This window comes from Embleya sp. NPDC025285, from assembly GCF_055558835.1.
This window is the reverse complement of sequence record NZ_JBVHLU010000007.1, coordinates 41,491-57,690: the sequence shown is the minus strand read 5'-3', so window position 1 is coordinate 57,690 and position 16,200 is coordinate 41,491. Positions and strand designations below refer to the sequence as shown.

The window sequence follows — 16,200 nt, the reverse complement described above, 5'->3', positions numbered from 1 at the left end:
GCCCGGGGGGCGTGGGTGGGCCGGGTCAGGAGATGCCGAGTTCGTTGTCGATGAAGTCGAAGAGCTCGTCGTCGCCGGCCGCGCCGAGTTGTTCGATCAGCGCCGCCGTCGGATCCCCGGGTACCTCGGCGCCCAGCCGGCCCAGCAGTGCGTACAGGCGCGCCACCGCGCCGGTCCGGAAGTCCTCGTCCGGGGCCTCGCCGTCGGCCAGCAGCCCGGTCAACGAGACCTGCCAGCGATCGAGTTCGGCGAGCAGCGAGCCGGTGCCCTGGTGCGGGGTGGCGGCGAACAGCCGCTCCCGCAGGTGTTCGGCCAGCGCGATCGGGGTCGGGTGGTCGAAGATCAGCGTGGACGGCAGTTCCAGGCCGGTGCCCGCATTGATCCGGTTGCGCAGCTCGATCGCGCCGAGCGAGTCGAACTCGGCCTCCAAAAAGCCGCGTTCGGGCTTGATCGCGGCCGGTCCGTCGTGCCCGAGAATGGCCGCGGCGGTGAGCCGGACGAACGTCAGCAACTCGCGGCGCTGTTCGTCGGCCGGGCGGCCCGCGAGCCGCTCCCGGATCCCCGTGCCGGCCCGACGGCCCGTGCCGGTGCGGGACGAGGCGCCGCGTTGCGCGGGCACTCGGCCGGGGCCGGCCGCGCGGATCAGGCCGGCCAGGAGCGCGGTCGCCGCGTCGGGACGCAGCGCGCCGGTGTCGATCCGGGCCGCGACCGGTGCCGGCAGGGGTGTGTCCAGCGCACGGTCGAGCAGGTCCAGGCCGGTTTCGCTGCTCATCGGGGCCAGGCCACTGCCCGCCATCCGGCGGCGGTCCACCTCGGTCAGGTGCGCGGCCAGACCGCCCGCCTCGGCCCAGTGCCCCCACCCGATCGAGGTCGCGGGCAGGCCGTGACCGTGTCGGTGGTGGGCGAGCGCGTCCAGGAAGGTGTTGGCGGCGGCATAGGCGGACTGGCCGGGGTTGCCCAGGACGCCCACGGCCGAGGAGTACAGCACGAACGCGGACAGGTCCAGGTCGGCGGTGAGCGTGTGCAGGTGCCACGCGGCGTCCACCTTGGGCCGCAGCACGGCGTGCAGTCGCCCGGGGTCGGTGCCGGTGAGCGCGCCGTCGGCGACCACGCCGGCGGTGTGCACGACGGCGGTGAGCGGGTGTGCGGTCGGAATGGCGGCGAGCAGTTCGGCGAGCGCGCTCGGGTCGGCCACGTCGCACGCCGCGATCTCGACCTCGGCGCCCAGCGCGCGCAGTTCGGCGCGCAGTGCGTCGGCTCCGGGCGCGGCCGGGCCGGTGCGGCCGACCAGCAGCACGTGTCGGGCGCCGTGTCGGGTGATCAGCCGGCGGGCGGCCAGGGCGCCCAGCGCGCCGGTGCCGCCGGTGATCAGCACCGTGCCGGTCGGGTCGAGGCCGGCGGGTGCGGGCGCGATGGTCAGGACCAGTTTGCCGGTGTGTCGGGCCTGGCTCAGGTGCCGCAGCGCGCGTACGCCGTGCCGGATGTCCCACGCGGTGACCGGCAGCGGGGTGAGCGTGCCGGCCGCGAACAGCGGGGCCAGCACGCGCAGCATCCGGCCGATCCGCTCGGGCTCCAGGGTCAGCAGGTCGAACGCGCGGTAGTCGACCCCCGGGTGGGCGGCGGCCACCGCGTCGGGTTCGCGCGGGTCGGTCTTGCCCATCTCGACGAACCGGCCGCCGGGCGCGAGCAGCCGCAGTGAGGCGTCGGTGAACTCGCGGGCGAGCGAGTTGAGTACGACGTCGACGCCGCGCCCGCCGGTGACGGCGCGGAACCGGCCCTCGAAGTCGAGGGTGCGCGAGGACGCGATGCTCTCGTCGGTCAGGCCCTGGGCGCGCAGCGTGGGCCACTTGGCCGGGCTCGCGGTGCCCAGGACGTCGGCGCCCAGGTGTCGGGCGAGCTGCACGGCGGCGGTGCCGACCCCGCCGGTGGCGGCGTGCACCAGGACGGATTCGCCCGGGCGCAGGCCGGCCAGTTCGACCAGGCCGTGGTACGCGGTCAGGAACGCCACCGGGACGGTCGCCGCCCGTGCGTAGGTCCAGCCCGCCGGGATCGGGGTGAGCAGTCGGTGGTCGACCACGGCGTGCGAGCCCAGGATGCCGGGCAGCAGGCCCATCACCCGGTCGCCGACCGCGAGTTCGCTCACTCCCGGGCCGACCTCCAGGACCCGGCCGGCGCCCTCCGCGCCGATCCGGGCGGCGCCGGGGTATCCGCCCAGTGCGATCAGCACGTCGCGGAAGTTCAGTCCGGCCGCGCGCACCGCGATCCGCACCTGGCCGACCGCCAACGGCAGGGCGGCCTCGGGCGCGGGCAGCAGCGCGATGTTGTCGATGCTGCCGGGTTCGGTGACGTCCAGTCGCCACGGTGCGTCGAGGGCGGGCGGTTCCAGTGCGTCGTCGGGGCGTACCGGGGCCAGTCGCGGGGCCAGGATCGCGCCGCCGCGCAGCGCGAGTTGCGGCTCGCCGCCGGCCAGTGCCGAGGCCACCGCGGCGGCCGAGTCGGGGTGCGCGTCCAGGTCCAGGATCCGCAGCCGGCCCGGGTGTTCGCCGGCCGCGGCCCGGATCAGGCCCCACAGGCCGGAAGCGCTCAGGTCGCGGACGTCCTCGCCGGCGTGCGTGGCCACCGCCTCGCGGGTGACCAGGACGAGTTCGATGTCCGCGAAGCACGGGTCGCCCAGCCATTCGCGGAGCAGGGTGACCGCCCGTTCGGTGACCGCGTGGGTGGCGACGGCGGTGCCCAGTGCGGGGCTCGGCGGGTCGAAGGCCACCAGCACCCGCGTGGGCGGGCTCGCTCCGGCGGCGAGCGCGGCGCGCAGTCCGGCGAGGTCGCGGTGCACCTCGGGCGACGCGGGGCGCATGCCCGATCCGAGTGGGTCCGCGTCGCCGTCCGCGAGCACCACCCAGGTGCCCTGGTCGGCGGCGACCGTGTCGCCCGGCACCGGCACCCAGTGCACGTGGTACCAGGAATCCGGCGTGGTGGTCGGGCGGGCGGCGAAGCGGTCGGCCGGGATCGCGCGCAGGGTCAGCCGGTCGATCGAGACCACGGGCGTGCCGTCGGCGTCGGTGGCGGTCAGCGCGACGGCGTCGGGGCCCAGCGGCGCGATCCGCACCCGCAGTTCGCGGGCGCCGGCGGCGTACGCCCTGATCCCGGCCCACGCGAACGGCAGCCGGGTGGGCGCGTTCGGGTCGGATCCGGGCAACAGCGCGACGACGGCGTGCAGCGCGGCGTCCAGCAGTGCGGGGTGCACCGGGTGGCCGAACTCCTCGGCCGGGTCCGGCAGCACGACCTCGGCGAGCAGCTCCTCGCCGTGGCGCCACGCGGCGGTCAGGCCCCGGAAGACCGGGCCGTAGTGGTAGCCCAGGTCGGCGAGCCGCTCGTACAGGTCCTCGACGTCCACGGCGACCGCGCCCGGCGGCGGCCACGCGCCCTCGTCCCGGCCGGGCGCGGCGGTCTCGGCCGGGGTCAAGCGTCCGGCGGCGTGCCGGGTCCAGTCCTGGGCGTCGGCGGCGCGCGAGTGCACGGTGACCGCTCGGGTGCCGTCCGTCTCCTGGGCGCCCACCGCGAGTTCGATCCGTACGGTGCCGTCCTCGGGCAGGACCAGGGGTGCGGCCAGCACGAGTTCGCCGATTCCGCCGGCGCCGGCACGTTCGGCGGCGTGCAGCGCGAGGTCGACGAACGCGGTGCCGGGCAGCAGGACCGTGTCGTGCACGGCGTGGTCCGCGAGCCACGGCCGGCTCCGGGTGGAGAGTACGCCGGTCCAGACCAGGCCCGAACCGTCCGCGCGCTCGAAGCCCGCGCCGAGGAGGGGGTGTTCGCTGGGGTCGAGCCCGGCCGAGGTCGGGTCGGCGGCGGGTGGCGCGTCCAGCCAGTGCCGGCGGCGCTGGAAGGCGTACGTGGGCAGGTCGACGCGGCGCACGGCGCGGCCGGCCCAGACCGGGGCCCAGTCGACACCGACGCCTGCCACGTGCAGTCGGGCCAAGGCCCGGGTGTAGGTGAGCGCTTCGGGGCGGTCGGCGCGCAGTGCGGCGAGCACGAGCGGCGCGGGGTCGTCCAGGCTCGCGAGGGTGAGCGCGGTGAGCACGGCGTCGGGGCCCAGTTCCAGGTAGGTGGTGGTGCCCAGTTCGGCGAGTCTGCGCACGCCGTCGCGGAAGCGGACCGCCTCGCGGATGTGCCGGACCCAGTAGTTCGGGTCGGCCAGTTCGGCGGCGTCCGCCACATCGCCGGTCAGGTTGGAGACGATCGGGATGCGCGGCGGGGAGAAGCTCAGGCTTGCCGCGACCGCGCGGAACTCGTCGAGTACGGCGTCCATGTGCGGCGAGTGGAAGGCGTGGCTGACCTGGAGCCGCTTGGTCTTGCGGCCGCCCGCGCGCCACCGCGCGGCCAAAGCGTCGACGATGTCCGCCGTACCCGAGATCACCACGGAGTCGGGGCTGTTGACGGCCGCGACGCCCACGTGCGCCTCGTGGCCGGCGACCAGTTCGGCGACCTCCTCCTCGGTGCCCTGGAGCGCGATCATCGCGCCGGTCGCGGGCAGTTCGCCCATCAGCCGGCCGCGGGCCACCACCAGCGTCGCGGCGTCGGCCAGCGTGAGCACGCCGGCGATGTGCGCGGCGGTCAGTTCGCCGATCGAGTGGCCGATCAGGTGATCGGCGCGGATCCCGCGCGATTCGGCGAGTCGATACAGCGCGGTCTCCACCGCGAACAGCGCGGGCTGGGTGTACTCGGTCGCGTGCAGCAGCGCGGCCTCGGGGCTGTCCGGCGCGGCGAACAGCAGGGCGCGCAGGGGGCGTTCCAGGGAGGCGTCCAGGTGCTCCAGCGCCTCGTCCAGGGCTCGCGCGAACACCGGTTCCACCGCGTACAGTTCGCGGCCCATGCCGACGCGCTGGCTGCCCTGTCCGCTGAACAGGACGGCGAGCGAACCGGTCGGTCCGGCCTCGCCGCGGATCAGGTCGGCCGCGTCGACGCCGTCGATGAGCGCGTCCAGGCCGCGCAGCAGGTGCTCCCGGCCGGTCCCGGTGATCACCGCGCGGTGCGCGAAGGTGCCTCGGCCGTCGGCCAGCGCGAAGCCGAGGTCGCCGGGCGCGACGTCGGGGTGGTCGGCGACGTGCTCGCGCAGTCGGGCCGCCTGGGCGCGCAGCGCGTCCTCGCTCGCGGCGGACAACAACCACGGGCCGGCCTGGTCGGTGCCGGGCGGGACCGAGGTCTCCGCGGCCTGTTCCAGGATGACGTGCGCGTTGGTGCCGCTGATCCCGAACGAGGACACCGCCGCGCGGCGCGGGCGGTCGGTCCGGGGCCAGGCGGTCCGCGCCGCGAGCACCTCGACGCCGCCTCGGGACCAGTCCACGTGCGGGGACGGCGCGTCCAGGTGCAGGGTGCGCGGGAGTTCGCCGTGCCGCATCGCCTCGATCAGCGCGATCACGCCGGTCACCCCGGCGGCGGCCTGGGTGTGTCCCAGGTTGGACTTGACCGAACCGAGCAGGAGCGGGCGATCGGCGGGCCGGTCGGCACCGTAGGTGGCCAGCAGCGCCTCGGCCTCGATCGGGTCGCCGAGCGTGGTGCCGGTCCCGTGCGCCTCGACCGCGTCGATCTCGGTCGGGTTCAGACGCGCGTCGGCCAGCGCCTGGCGGATCACCCGCTGCTGGGCGGGTCCGTTGGGCGCGGTCAGGCCGTTGGAGGCGCCGTCCTGGTTGACCGCGCTGCCGCGCACCACGGCGAGCACGGGGTGGCCCAGTCGGCGGGCGTCGGACAGCCGCTCCAGCAGCACCAGGGCGACGCCCTCGGCCCACGCGGTGCCGTCGGCGGCGGCGGAGAACGGCTTGCAGCGGCCGTCGGGGGCGAGCCCGTGTTGCCGGCTGAACTCGGTGAACATGCCGGGCGTGGACATCACGGTGACGCCGCCGGCCAGCGCGAGCGTGCATTCGCCGGCGCGCAGCGCGCGGGTCGCCAGGTGCAGCGCGACCAGGGAGGAGGAGCACGCGGTGTCGATGGTCAGGGCGGGGCCCTCCAGGCCCAGGGTGTAGGCCAGCCGGCCGGAGGCGACGCTGCTCAGGCTGCCGGTGAGCAGGTGGCCGCCGTAGCCTTCGGGCGCCTCGTGCAGCCGCGGGCCGTAGTCCTGCGGCATGGCGCCGACGAAGACGCCCGCCCGGGTGCCGCGCAGCGCGGTCGGCGCGATGCCGGCCCGCTCGACCACCTCCCACGCGGTCTCCAGGAGCAGCCGCTGCTGCGGGTCCATCGCGGCCGCCTCGCGCGGGCTGATCCCGAAGAAGCCGGGGTCGAACGCGTCGGCGTCGTAGAGGAATCCGCCCGCGCGCACCGAGGAGGTGCCGGGACGGGCGAGTTCGGGGTCGTAGAGCGCGTCCAGGTCCCAGCCGCGGTTGCTCGGGAACGGGCCGATCGCGTCGGTCTCGGCCGCGAGCAGGTCCCACAGCGCCTCGGGGGTGTCCGCACCGCCGGGCCAGCGGCCGCCGGTCGCGACGACGACGATCGGGTCGTCCTCGTGCGCGACCGGCGCCGGGCCGGCCCCGGACCGCGCGGCACCGGCGGGCACGGTGCCGGCCGTGCGATCCGCGAGGTGACGGGCGACGGCCCGGGGGGTCGGGTGGTCGAAGGTCAGCGACGCGGACAGCCGGGTCCCGCTCGCGGCGGCCAGCCGATCGCGGAACTCCAGTGCGCCGACCGAGTCGAAACCGAGGTCCTTGAAGGTGCGGTCCGGGTCGACCGCGCCGGGTCCGGCGTGTCCGAGCACGACGGCGGCGGTGGCGCGGACCAGGATCAGCGGGTCGGGTCCGGCGGGAAGGGCCGGCTCCGGGTGTGCCGCCGGCTCCGGGTGTACGGCGGGCTGCGCGGGCTCGGCCGGGCGCGCGGGCTCGGCCGGGCGCGACGCGGCGTCGGGAGCGGGCGACGTGTTGTCGGGAGCGGGCGATTCGGGTTCGGGGATCCAGTGCGAGGTGCGCCGGAACGCGTATGTGGGCAGTTCGGCGCGGCGGGCCGCGGCCGGCAGCGCGGCGGTCCAGTCCACCGGGGTGCCGTGTACGTACGCCTGGGCCAGCGAGGTCAGCAGTCGGCGCGGCCCGCCGTCGCCGCGGCGCAGCGTGCCCACCGTCAGCGCCTCCGGTCCGGCCGCCTGGTCCGCGTCCAGGATCTGGCGAAGTCCCATGGTCAGCACGGGATGCGGACTGGCCTCGACGAAGGTGCGCCGGCCGTCGGCGAGCGCGGCGCGGGCCGCGTCCTGGAAGCGCACCGTGCCGCGCAGGTTGCGGTACCAGTAGTCGGCGTCCAGTTCGGCGGTGTCCAGCGGACCGCCGGTGACCGTGGAGTAGAACACGATCGGGCTCGACACCGGCCTGATTCCGTCGAGTTCGCGGGCCAGGTCGGCGCGCAACGGCTCGACGTGCGGCGAATGCGACGCGTAGTCGACCGGGATCGCCCGTACGTCCACGCCCGCCTGGGTGTACTCGGCCAGCAGCGCGTCGAGCGCGGCCCGGTCGCCGGAGACCACGGTGGACGCGGGCCCGTTGATCGCCGCGATGCCGAGCCGGTCGGCCCGGTCGCCGAGCGCGGCCCGCACCTCGTCGGCCGGACGCGGGATGGAAGCCATGCCGCCGCCGGGCGCCAGACCGGTCAACAGTCGGCTGCGCCGCGCCACCAGGCGGGCCGCGTCCGCCAGGGTGAGCGCGCCGGCGATGTGCGCGGCGGCGATCTCCCCCTGCGAGTGGCCGATCACCGCGTCGGGTCGAACCCCGAACGCCTCCCACAGCCGGGCCAGCGAGACCATCACGGCGAACAGCACGGGCTGTACGACGTCCACCCGATCGAGCGAGGCGGCGCCCGGCACGTCCCGCAACACGTCGTGCGGCGACCAGTCCACGTGTGGCGCGAGCGCGTCCGCGCAGGCGTCCAGGTGAGCGGCGAACACCGGTGAGGCGTGCAGCAGTTCGGTGGCCATGCCGACCCACTGCGAACCCTGGCCGGGGAAGACGAACACGGTCGAGGTGTGCGGGCGGGCGGTGCCGGTCACGGCTCCCGCGGTCGGCAGCGACTGGGCCAACGCCGCCGTGGCGTCGGTGAGTTCGGCCAGGTCCGCGCCCAGCAGCACGGCCCGCTGCTCGAACGCGGTGCGGCCCGCCGTGAGGGTCAGCGCGACGTCCTGCGGCACGGTGTGCTCGGTCAGCGCCGCGCGCAGCCGGCCGGCCTGCTCGCGCAGCGCCTCGGGGTCGCGGGCGGACAGCGGCCACGGCAGCACCGCGGGTGGGTCGAACACCCGGGTTCCGGGCAGCTCCCGGGCGTGCGTGGCGGGCGGCTCGCCCAGCACCACGTGGCAGTTCGTCCCGCCCATCCCGAACGAGCTGACCCCGGCGAACAGCGGCCGGTCCGGGTGCGGCCAGGGGCCGGGCGCGGTCTGCACCCGCAGGCCGGTCTCGTCCAGGTCGATCGCCGGGTTGGCGGTGGCGTGGTTCAGGCTCGCGGGCAGGGTGCGGTGCCGGATGCCCAGCACGGTCTTGACCAGTCCGACGATCCCGGACGCGCCTTCGAGGTGGCCGATGTTGGTCTTCACCGAGCCGACCGCGACCCGGTCGGCGCCGGTGCGGCCCGCGCCGTAGGCCGAGCCCAGCGCGGCGGCCTCGATCGGGTCGCCGACCCGGGTGCCGGTGCCGTGCAGTTCGACGTACTGGATCCGCTCGGGGGCCACGCCCGCGGCGTCGGCCGCCCGAAGCAACACGTCCGCCTGCGCCCCGGCGTCGGGCACGGTGAGTCCGTCGGTGTCGCCGTCGCTGCCGACCGCACTGCCGTGGATCACCGCGTGGATCGGGTCGCCGTCGGCCAGCGCCCGCTCCAGCGGCTTGAGCAGCACCACCGCGCCGCCCTCGCCGCGCACGAAACCGTTGGCCCGCGCGTCGAAGGTGAACGAGCGGTGGTCGGGCGAGAGTCCGCCGAACCGTTCCGCGCCCACGGTGCTCTCGGGCGCGAGGTTCAGGTGCACGCCGCCGGCGAACGCGACGCTCGACTCGCCGCGGCGCAGGCTCTCGCAGGCCAGGTGGATCGCGACCAGGGACGAGGACTGCGCGGTGTCGACGGTCAGGCTCGGGCCGTTCAGGTCCAGGGCCCAGGACAGCCGGTTGGCGATCAGGCCGCGGGCGACGCCGGTGAAGGTGTGCCTGGTGATCGCGTCGGTGCCGTACCGGTGCACCACGGTGGACCAGTCGGCCGCGATCGCGCCGACGAACACGCCGGCTCGGGTACCGGCCAGGGATCCGGGCGGGAGGCCGGCGTCCTCGGCGGCCTCCCACCCGAGTTCGAGGACCAGTCGCTGGTGCGGGTCCATCGCGTCGGCCTCGCGCGGCGAGATCCCGAAGAACGCCGCGTCGAAGGTGTCGACCCGGTCCAGGTAGCCGCCCGGACGCAGTTCGGCGCCGCGGCGGCGCTCGGCGCCGGCTTCCCCGACGGCGTCGACGCCCTCGCGCAGGAGTCGCCAGAACGCGGCGGGGTCGGCGGCGCCCGGCAGCCGGCACGCCATCCCGATGACGGCGATCGCGTTGCCGTGCCGGTCACGCTTGCTGGTGGTGTTCTCGCGGCTCATCATCGCGGAGTGGTCGCCCCTCATCCCGAACGGTCCGGTCCCGAACGGCGACGACTGCGCCGAACGGTCTCAAGATTCGTCCGGTGGACCCCACCCGAATAACCCCTGTCGATCCCCTACCGACCCCATAGGGGAGCAGTCGTGCACAGGACTCGCGAAACGGCCCCCGACCGGGTCTTCCGGGGGCGCCGCCCGACCCGCGCGGCGTCCCCGGTCCCACCCCCGGTCAGGGGCCGTTCAGCCCGCGATCTCCTCTTCCAACCACGGCGGCAGATCCAGTCGGCGGGCCACCCCGAGCTTGCGATAGACCCTGGTCAGGTGCTGTTCGACGGTGCTGACCGTGATGAACAATCGGCGTGAGATCTCCCGGTTGGTCTGCCCCTGCGCGGCCAGTGCGGCCACCCGGCGCTCGGCGTCGCTCAGGCCCGCACCGGGCTGTTCGTCCACACCGGCGGACGCGCCGACCATCGGGGTGGGCTCCGAGGCGCGGGCCCGGCCCGCCTCGACGACGCGCCCCGACTCGGCGACCCGACCGGCCTCGCCTACCCGCCCGGCCTCGCCGATCCGGCCCGCCTCACCGATCCGGGCCGGTTCCCGGATCGGCGCCGGCTGCGGCACGTGCGGTATCGCGCCGTCCCGATCGGGCACCGCGGCCAGCCGCTCGGTGCGCGGCAGCGGGCGCGGCGGCTCGCCCTGGCACGCCTCGGACAACTGCTGCGCCCGTCGCGCGGCGCGCCGGGCCCGTCCGAAGTCGCCCAGCTCGCGGTAGGCGTTACCGAGTCGGGCGAACGCCAGCGACAACTCGAAGCGGTCGCCGCAGGCCTGGAGTTCGCGGATCGACTCCCACAGCAGGGCGGGTCTGCGGCGCAGTTCGACCACCTCCGCCTGCACGCCCAGGGCCAACCCCCGGGTGCGCGAGGGCTCGTCCGACAGCCGGTCGAACTGCTCCGCGAGCAACTCGCGGGCCGCCTCGTGATCGCCCAGTCGCACATGCGCGCGGGCCGCCTCGACCCGCCACGGCACCAGCCCGGGCAGGTCGATCCGCCACGCCATCATCAACTCGCCGCACGACATGAAGTCGTGCAGGGCCGCGTCCGGGCGGCCGGTGGCCAGGTTGTACCGCCCACACGCGTGCAGGTAGTGCAGCCCCGCCGGGGTGTGGAACATCGCTCCCGGCACCGGGAGTTCCAGATGCCGGGCGGCCTGCTCGTGGTCACCGCGGGCGACCGCGGCGGTGATCCGCGCGGCGAGTGGGACGCCCACCGCGACGCCCCAGCCCTCGGGCACGATCCGGGTCAGCGCCGTCTTCGCGCTCTCCTCGGCCCCGAGCAGGTCGCCCTGGCGGACCGCGATCTCGCCGAACACGGCGGCCATCAGCGCGTGCGCGATCGGGCTGCGCCGCGCCGCCGCCTGGTCGATCAGCGCGGCGCACCACTCCTGTGCCTCGGCGGCACGATCGGCGTACACCAGCGCGGTCAGCGTGGAGGTGAGCGATTCCATCGTGCCGTCGTCCAGCCGTGAGCCGCGCAGGATGCGCTCGGCGCGATCGCACACCTGGTCGCCGCTCAGCCGCCCGGCCAGCACGGCGGTGAGCAGGTCCAGTCCCTCGATCCGGCCGATGGTCGCGGGCAGCGGGGACACCTCGGGCTCGGATACTCCCGCGTCCACGGCGGGATACCAGTACTTGAGCCAGACCCGGGCGGCGCGGACCTCGGCGGCGGTGGCCCACTCGGCCTCCTCGCCGGGCGCGCACGAGTGCCGGCCGGCCTCGACCACGGCCTTGGCCTCGTCGAGTCGGCCGTACCAGGCCAGATAGCGCACGCACACCAGCGCGTCCCGGCCGGTGAGTCGGCCGTCGCGGACCGCGGTGGCCAGCCACGGCACGTGTCGTGCCGCGGCGGCCGGGTTGACCAGCCACTCCAGACCGATCAGGAACGCCTTGATGGACACCCGGGTGCACTCGTCCGGCGCGATCCGCTCGGCCAGCTTGAGGTAGTCGACGGCCAGCCGCAGATCACCCTCGGCGACCACCGCCTCGGCCGCCTCGCGCAGCGTGCGCACCGCCCACGGCGCCCGGAACTCCCCGGCGCCGGCGAGGTGTTTGGCGACCGACTCGGAGGGGGCGCCGTCGATGTGCAGCAGCGTGGCCGCCCGGCCGTGCCCGCGCTCGCGCTCCGGACGGGTCATGGTGTCCAGCACCGCAAGGCGGGCCCGGTCTTCGCGGAATCGACCGCACGCCACCAGTCCCGCGTCGTTGAGCGTGCGGGCCGCGCGGGTGGCCGTGGCGGGTTCGAGTTCGAGCAGTTCGGCCAGACCCTCGGTGGTCTCCGATTCGCCGAGCAGGGCAAGTCCGCGCGCGACGTCCACGGTGGCCGGGTCGAGCCGGTACAGGCAGCCGACCACGGCCCGGCAGTACGCGTCCGCGACGGTGGGCCGCAGTGGGCGTCGGGAGGGGTCCGAGCGGGCGCCGGGGCCCGTGTCCTCCAGTAAGGCACGGATCAACAGCGGGTTGCCGCCGCTGAGTTCAAGCACGTCGGCGGACAGCCGGGCGGCCGCGGCCGGGCCCAGCGAGTGGGCCAGCAGCTCGGTGACCGAGGCGCGGCCTAGCAGGCCCAGGCGGATCCGCTGATGGTGCGGCTGGCGTTCGACCTCCGCCGAGAACGCGGCGAACGCGGCCGAGGGCGCGGCGGCGTGATCGCGCTCGCCGAGCAGCACCAGGACCGACGCGCCGCGGATCCGCCGGATCAGGTGGGCCAGGAACTGGAGCGACACCGGGTCGGCGTGCTGGATGTCGTCGACCACGATCACGACGGGCCGGGTCTGCGCCAACGTCAGGAGCACGGCGCTGAGTTCGTGCACGGCACGCACCGTGGTCGGGGTCGGCGCGTCGGTGCCGCCGAACGCGGCGGTGTACGCGCCGTCGTCCAGGAGTCGGTCGATCCGGCTCGCGTCCACGTCGGCCGGCGGCGCCGCCAGGACCAGTTGGCGGACCACACCGAGCGGGAAGTCCTGTTCCATCGGGGTGCCGACGGCGCGCAGGAAGAGCGCGTCGTCGGACGCGGGCCGATCACCGAACGCGTGCAGGAGCGCGGTCTTGCCGACCGCCACGGGCCCGCAGACGGTGATCACACCGCCGACGCCGGTCGCGCAGCGGGCCCGGGCGGTATCCAGTCGGCTGAGTTCCTCGGTTCGACCCACGAAAAACACGTGCCACTCCCCCGGCGGAAATCTCTGCGTTTCCGCATGTTGAATTCGCTATTGACGCTGAATTAATATTTCCGCACGCCCGGGCCGAAACGAGGCAGGATATCCATGCCTCGAACGACTGCGGCACGCGTGATTTCGGAGTCCGGGGTGCCGGAGCCGTCGGGCACGTCGATGGGCCCGAGGGGACCAGGGAAACGGAGAGGGATCGACCCGGTCCTGGTCGGATGTACGGGTACTCGGATGTACGGGTACGACATCCGCCCGCCACCTGCCGGGCGGCGCGGGCATCAACCCGACGAACGATCCCTGCGACGAAGGACTCGACGACACAGCCCGCTGGACATGCGCGCGAGGTCGACGTCGAGGCGGGACACCAGGGCGAGTCGCGAAGCGCTCGCACCACGGGTCCCCTGCACGGCCATCTCCGAAGAAGAAGTAGTAAAGCTCCGAGTCGGTGATCCGGACTTTCGCTTCATAGCTGAACGGCAGTCTAGAAATCCGCCCGCGTCGCGTCAACACGAAGGCATCGCGAAAGAAAGCCGACACACGGACACGCCGTTCGCCCCCTTATGACCCGGGCGAGACGCACAAATGGAGCACCGCCGGACAAGTCACGCCGGGCTCTCGATCGCACCCGTTTCCGTCCCCGCACCCGCAAGGGTCGGTAGGGGTCCGTTAGGGGTGCTGGGGGTCGCGGCGGCGCCACTAGCGTCCTGGTGTGCCGGCGGCGGTCGCTCCGCCCTGCGCCTCTTCGCACGATCCCCCGACTCTCGACAGGACTCGACCATGCGCGTATTCCGACCACGTCTACCCGGAATCGTCGGTGCGGCACTCGCCGCCGCGTTGGTCCTGTCCGCCTGTACCGCGAACACCAGGACCGACAAGGCGGCGGCGGAGCCGGCCGCGGGTCCGCCGGTCAAGGGCGGATCCGCGACGGTGGCGATCAACACCGAGCCGACCTGCTTCGACATCCACGTCAGCCCCCAGGACATCACCGCCTCGATCCAGCGCAATGTCTTCGACTCGCTGGTCTCCGAAGACGAGCAGGGCAACTTCCAGCCCTGGTTGGCCACTTCCTGGGAGGTCGCGCCGGACCTGACCAGCTACACGTTCAAGCTGCGCACCGACGTGAAGTTCACCGACGGCACCGCGTTCGACGCGAACGCGGTCAAGGTCAACTTCGACCGCATCGCGGCCAAGACCACCAAGTCGCAGTACGCGGCAAGCCTGCTCGGCCCCTACACCGGCGCCGAGGTGCTCGACCCGGCGACCGTCAAGGTCACCTTCAACAAGCCGTTCGCACCCTTCCTCCAGGCCGCGAGCACCGCCTACCTCGGCTTCTACTCGCCACAGGCGTTGACCGCGGCGGGCGACAAACTGTGCGCGGGCGGAGCCCAGTTGGTGGGCACCGGCCCGTTCAAGTTCGCCGCGCACACCAAGGCCCAGAGCCTGACGCTGGAGAACAACCCGGCGTACAACTGGGCGCCGGCCGGATCCAAGCACCAGGGCCCCGCCTACCTGGACAAGCTCACCTTCCGCTTCCTGCCCGAGGACTCGGTCCGGGTGGGCGCCTTCGCCGGCGGTCAGGTGGACATCGCCGGTTCGATCCCGCCGATCAACGTCAAGAGCCTGGAGGCGCGTGCGGACGTGCGCGTACTGCGGCACGACTTCGCGGGCGCGGTGTACAGCCTGTTCCTGAACACCACGCGGGCACCGTTCGACGACGAGCGGGTGCGCAAGGCGGTGCAGCGCGGGATCAACATCGGACCGAACATCCAATCGATCTACTTCGACCAGTACCGGCGCGCGTGGGGCCCGCTGGGACCGGCCACGCCGGCCTACGACAAGTCGTTGGAGAACACCTGGCCCTACGACCCGGCGCTCGCGGGCCGACTGCTGGACGAGGCCGGGTGGAGCGCGCGCGACGGGGACGGCTATCGCACCCGGGACGGCAAGCGGTTGACCGTGCAGTGGCCGACCGCGCCCGCCGCCGTGCGTGAGCAGCGCGACATCCTGGCCCAGGCCGTGCAGTCGGACCTGAAGAAGATCGGTGTGGAGGTCCAGCGCCCGGCCCTGGACCTGGGCGCGTTCACCACGAACGCGTACGCGGGCAAGTACGACCTGCTCGACATGAGTTGGGCCCGGTTCGAACCGGACGTGCTGCGGCTGTACTTCAACTCGGCGAACCTGCCCAGCACCGGCGGACAGAACGCGGCCTGGCTGAGCAACCCGCAGATCGACGAATGGACCAACGCCGCGGCGGCCACCCTGGATCGGCCCACCCGCGACCAGCTCTACGCCAAGACCCAGGGCTGGGTGATCGAACACGCCGCGGTGGTCCCGCTCTACTCGGCCACCACCCTGTTCGCGACCGGCAAGCAGATCAACGGGCTGCGGTTGGACCCGAACGCGTGGCCGCTGTTCCACGACGTGTGGACCTCACGGCGATGACCTCCGCCGCGGCCTCGGCCGCCCCCACCGCCCGCCTGCCGCGCGTGTTGCGCGCGGTCGGCGGGCGCCTGGTGGCGATCGCGACGGTCCTGCTCGGCGCCGCGACGCTGGCTTTCGCCGGGCTCAAGCTGCTGCCGGGCGATCCGGTGGCCACGCTGCTGGGACCGCAGACCACCGCGTCCCTGGCCGTACGCGCGCAGATCCGCGCCGACTACGGCTTCGACGACCCGCTGGCCAGCCAATACCTGCACTATCTGCGGGAGTTGCTGCACGGCCGACTGGGCGAGTCCTATCAGCTCCAGCAGCCGGTGTCCGCGCTGATCGGCGAGCAGTTCGGCTCGACCTTCGAACTGGCGCTGTCCGCGCTCGTGTTGGCCGTGGTGATCGCCGTGGTGTCGGCGCTGGCCACCGCCGGGCGGCGGTCCGCGCTGCGGTCGGCCTTGGGCGCGTGGGAGTTGGTCGCGGTGTCCACACCCTCGTTCTGGCTGGGCATCGTGCTGCTGACGGTGTTCTCGTTCCGGTTGCAGTGGTTTCCGGTGGCCGGCACCGAGGGCGTGCAGACGCTGGTGCTGCCCGCCGTGACGCTCGCCCTGCCGATCGCGGGGGTGCTCGCGCAGGTGCTCCGGGAGAGCCTGGACAAGGCACTGGGCGAGCCGTTTGTGGTCACCGCGCGGGCGCGCGGGCTGAGCGCGACCGCGGTCCGGGTCCGGCACGCCTTCCGGCACGCGGCGATTCCGCTGCTGACCCTGTCCGGCTGGCTGATCGGAACCCTGCTCGGCGGCACGGTGCTGGTCGAGAAGGTCTTCGCCCGACCCGGGATCGGCGCGCTGACCCTGCAATCGGTGAACACCAAGGACATGCCGGTGGTGATGGGCGTCGTGCTGCTCGCCGCCCTGGTGTTCGTGCTGATCTCGCAACTCACCGACGTGCTCTACGCCGTCATCGACCCACGGCTGCGGAAGGGCTGA

At 74.1% G+C, this 16,200-nt stretch carries 4 protein-coding genes; 2 read left to right on the top strand and 2 right to left on the bottom strand.

Going from position 1 to position 16,200, the window contains the following annotated elements; genetic code table 11:
- Positions 1–25: 25 nt before the first annotated feature.
- Positions 26–9,598 carry a type I polyketide synthase gene (locus ACZ4FV_RS06700; RefSeq protein WP_465322045.1) on the bottom strand — a complete coding sequence of 3,191 codons (9,573 nt, stop codon included), beginning with the start codon at positions 9,596–9,598 and terminating at the stop codon, positions 26–28.
- Between the two features lie 213 nt (positions 9,599–9,811).
- Positions 9,812–12,781: a helix-turn-helix transcriptional regulator gene (locus tag ACZ4FV_RS06695; protein ID WP_465322043.1), complete on the bottom strand. Its 2,970-nt coding sequence runs from the start codon at positions 12,779–12,781 to the stop codon at positions 9,812–9,814.
- 786 nt (positions 12,782–13,567) lie between these two features.
- Between ACZ4FV_RS06695 and ACZ4FV_RS06690 the strand changes: the two genes are divergently transcribed.
- Both ACZ4FV_RS06690 and ACZ4FV_RS06685 read left to right on the top strand, forming a co-directional pair.
- Positions 13,568–15,232, top strand: coding sequence for an ABC transporter substrate-binding protein (locus ACZ4FV_RS06690; RefSeq protein WP_395859423.1), 1,665 nt, complete (start codon positions 13,568–13,570; stop codon positions 15,230–15,232).
- On the top strand, positions 15,229–16,200 hold the full coding sequence (locus ACZ4FV_RS06685) for an ABC transporter permease (RefSeq protein ID WP_465322041.1): 972 nt from the start codon (positions 15,229–15,231) through the stop codon (positions 16,198–16,200). The genes ACZ4FV_RS06690 and ACZ4FV_RS06685 overlap by 4 nt, the downstream gene beginning before the upstream one ends.

Coding starts and splice junctions, on each gene's coding strand:
- ACZ4FV_RS06700 (WP_465322045.1), bottom strand. CDS start 9,598: ATGAGGGGCGACCACTCCGCGATGATGAGCCGCGAGAACACCACCAGC.
- ACZ4FV_RS06690 (WP_395859423.1), top strand. CDS start 13,568: ATGCGCGTATTCCGACCACGTCTACCCGGAATCGTCGGTGCGGCACTC.
- ACZ4FV_RS06685 (WP_465322041.1), top strand. CDS start 15,229: ATGACCTCCGCCGCGGCCTCGGCCGCCCCCACCGCCCGCCTGCCGCGC.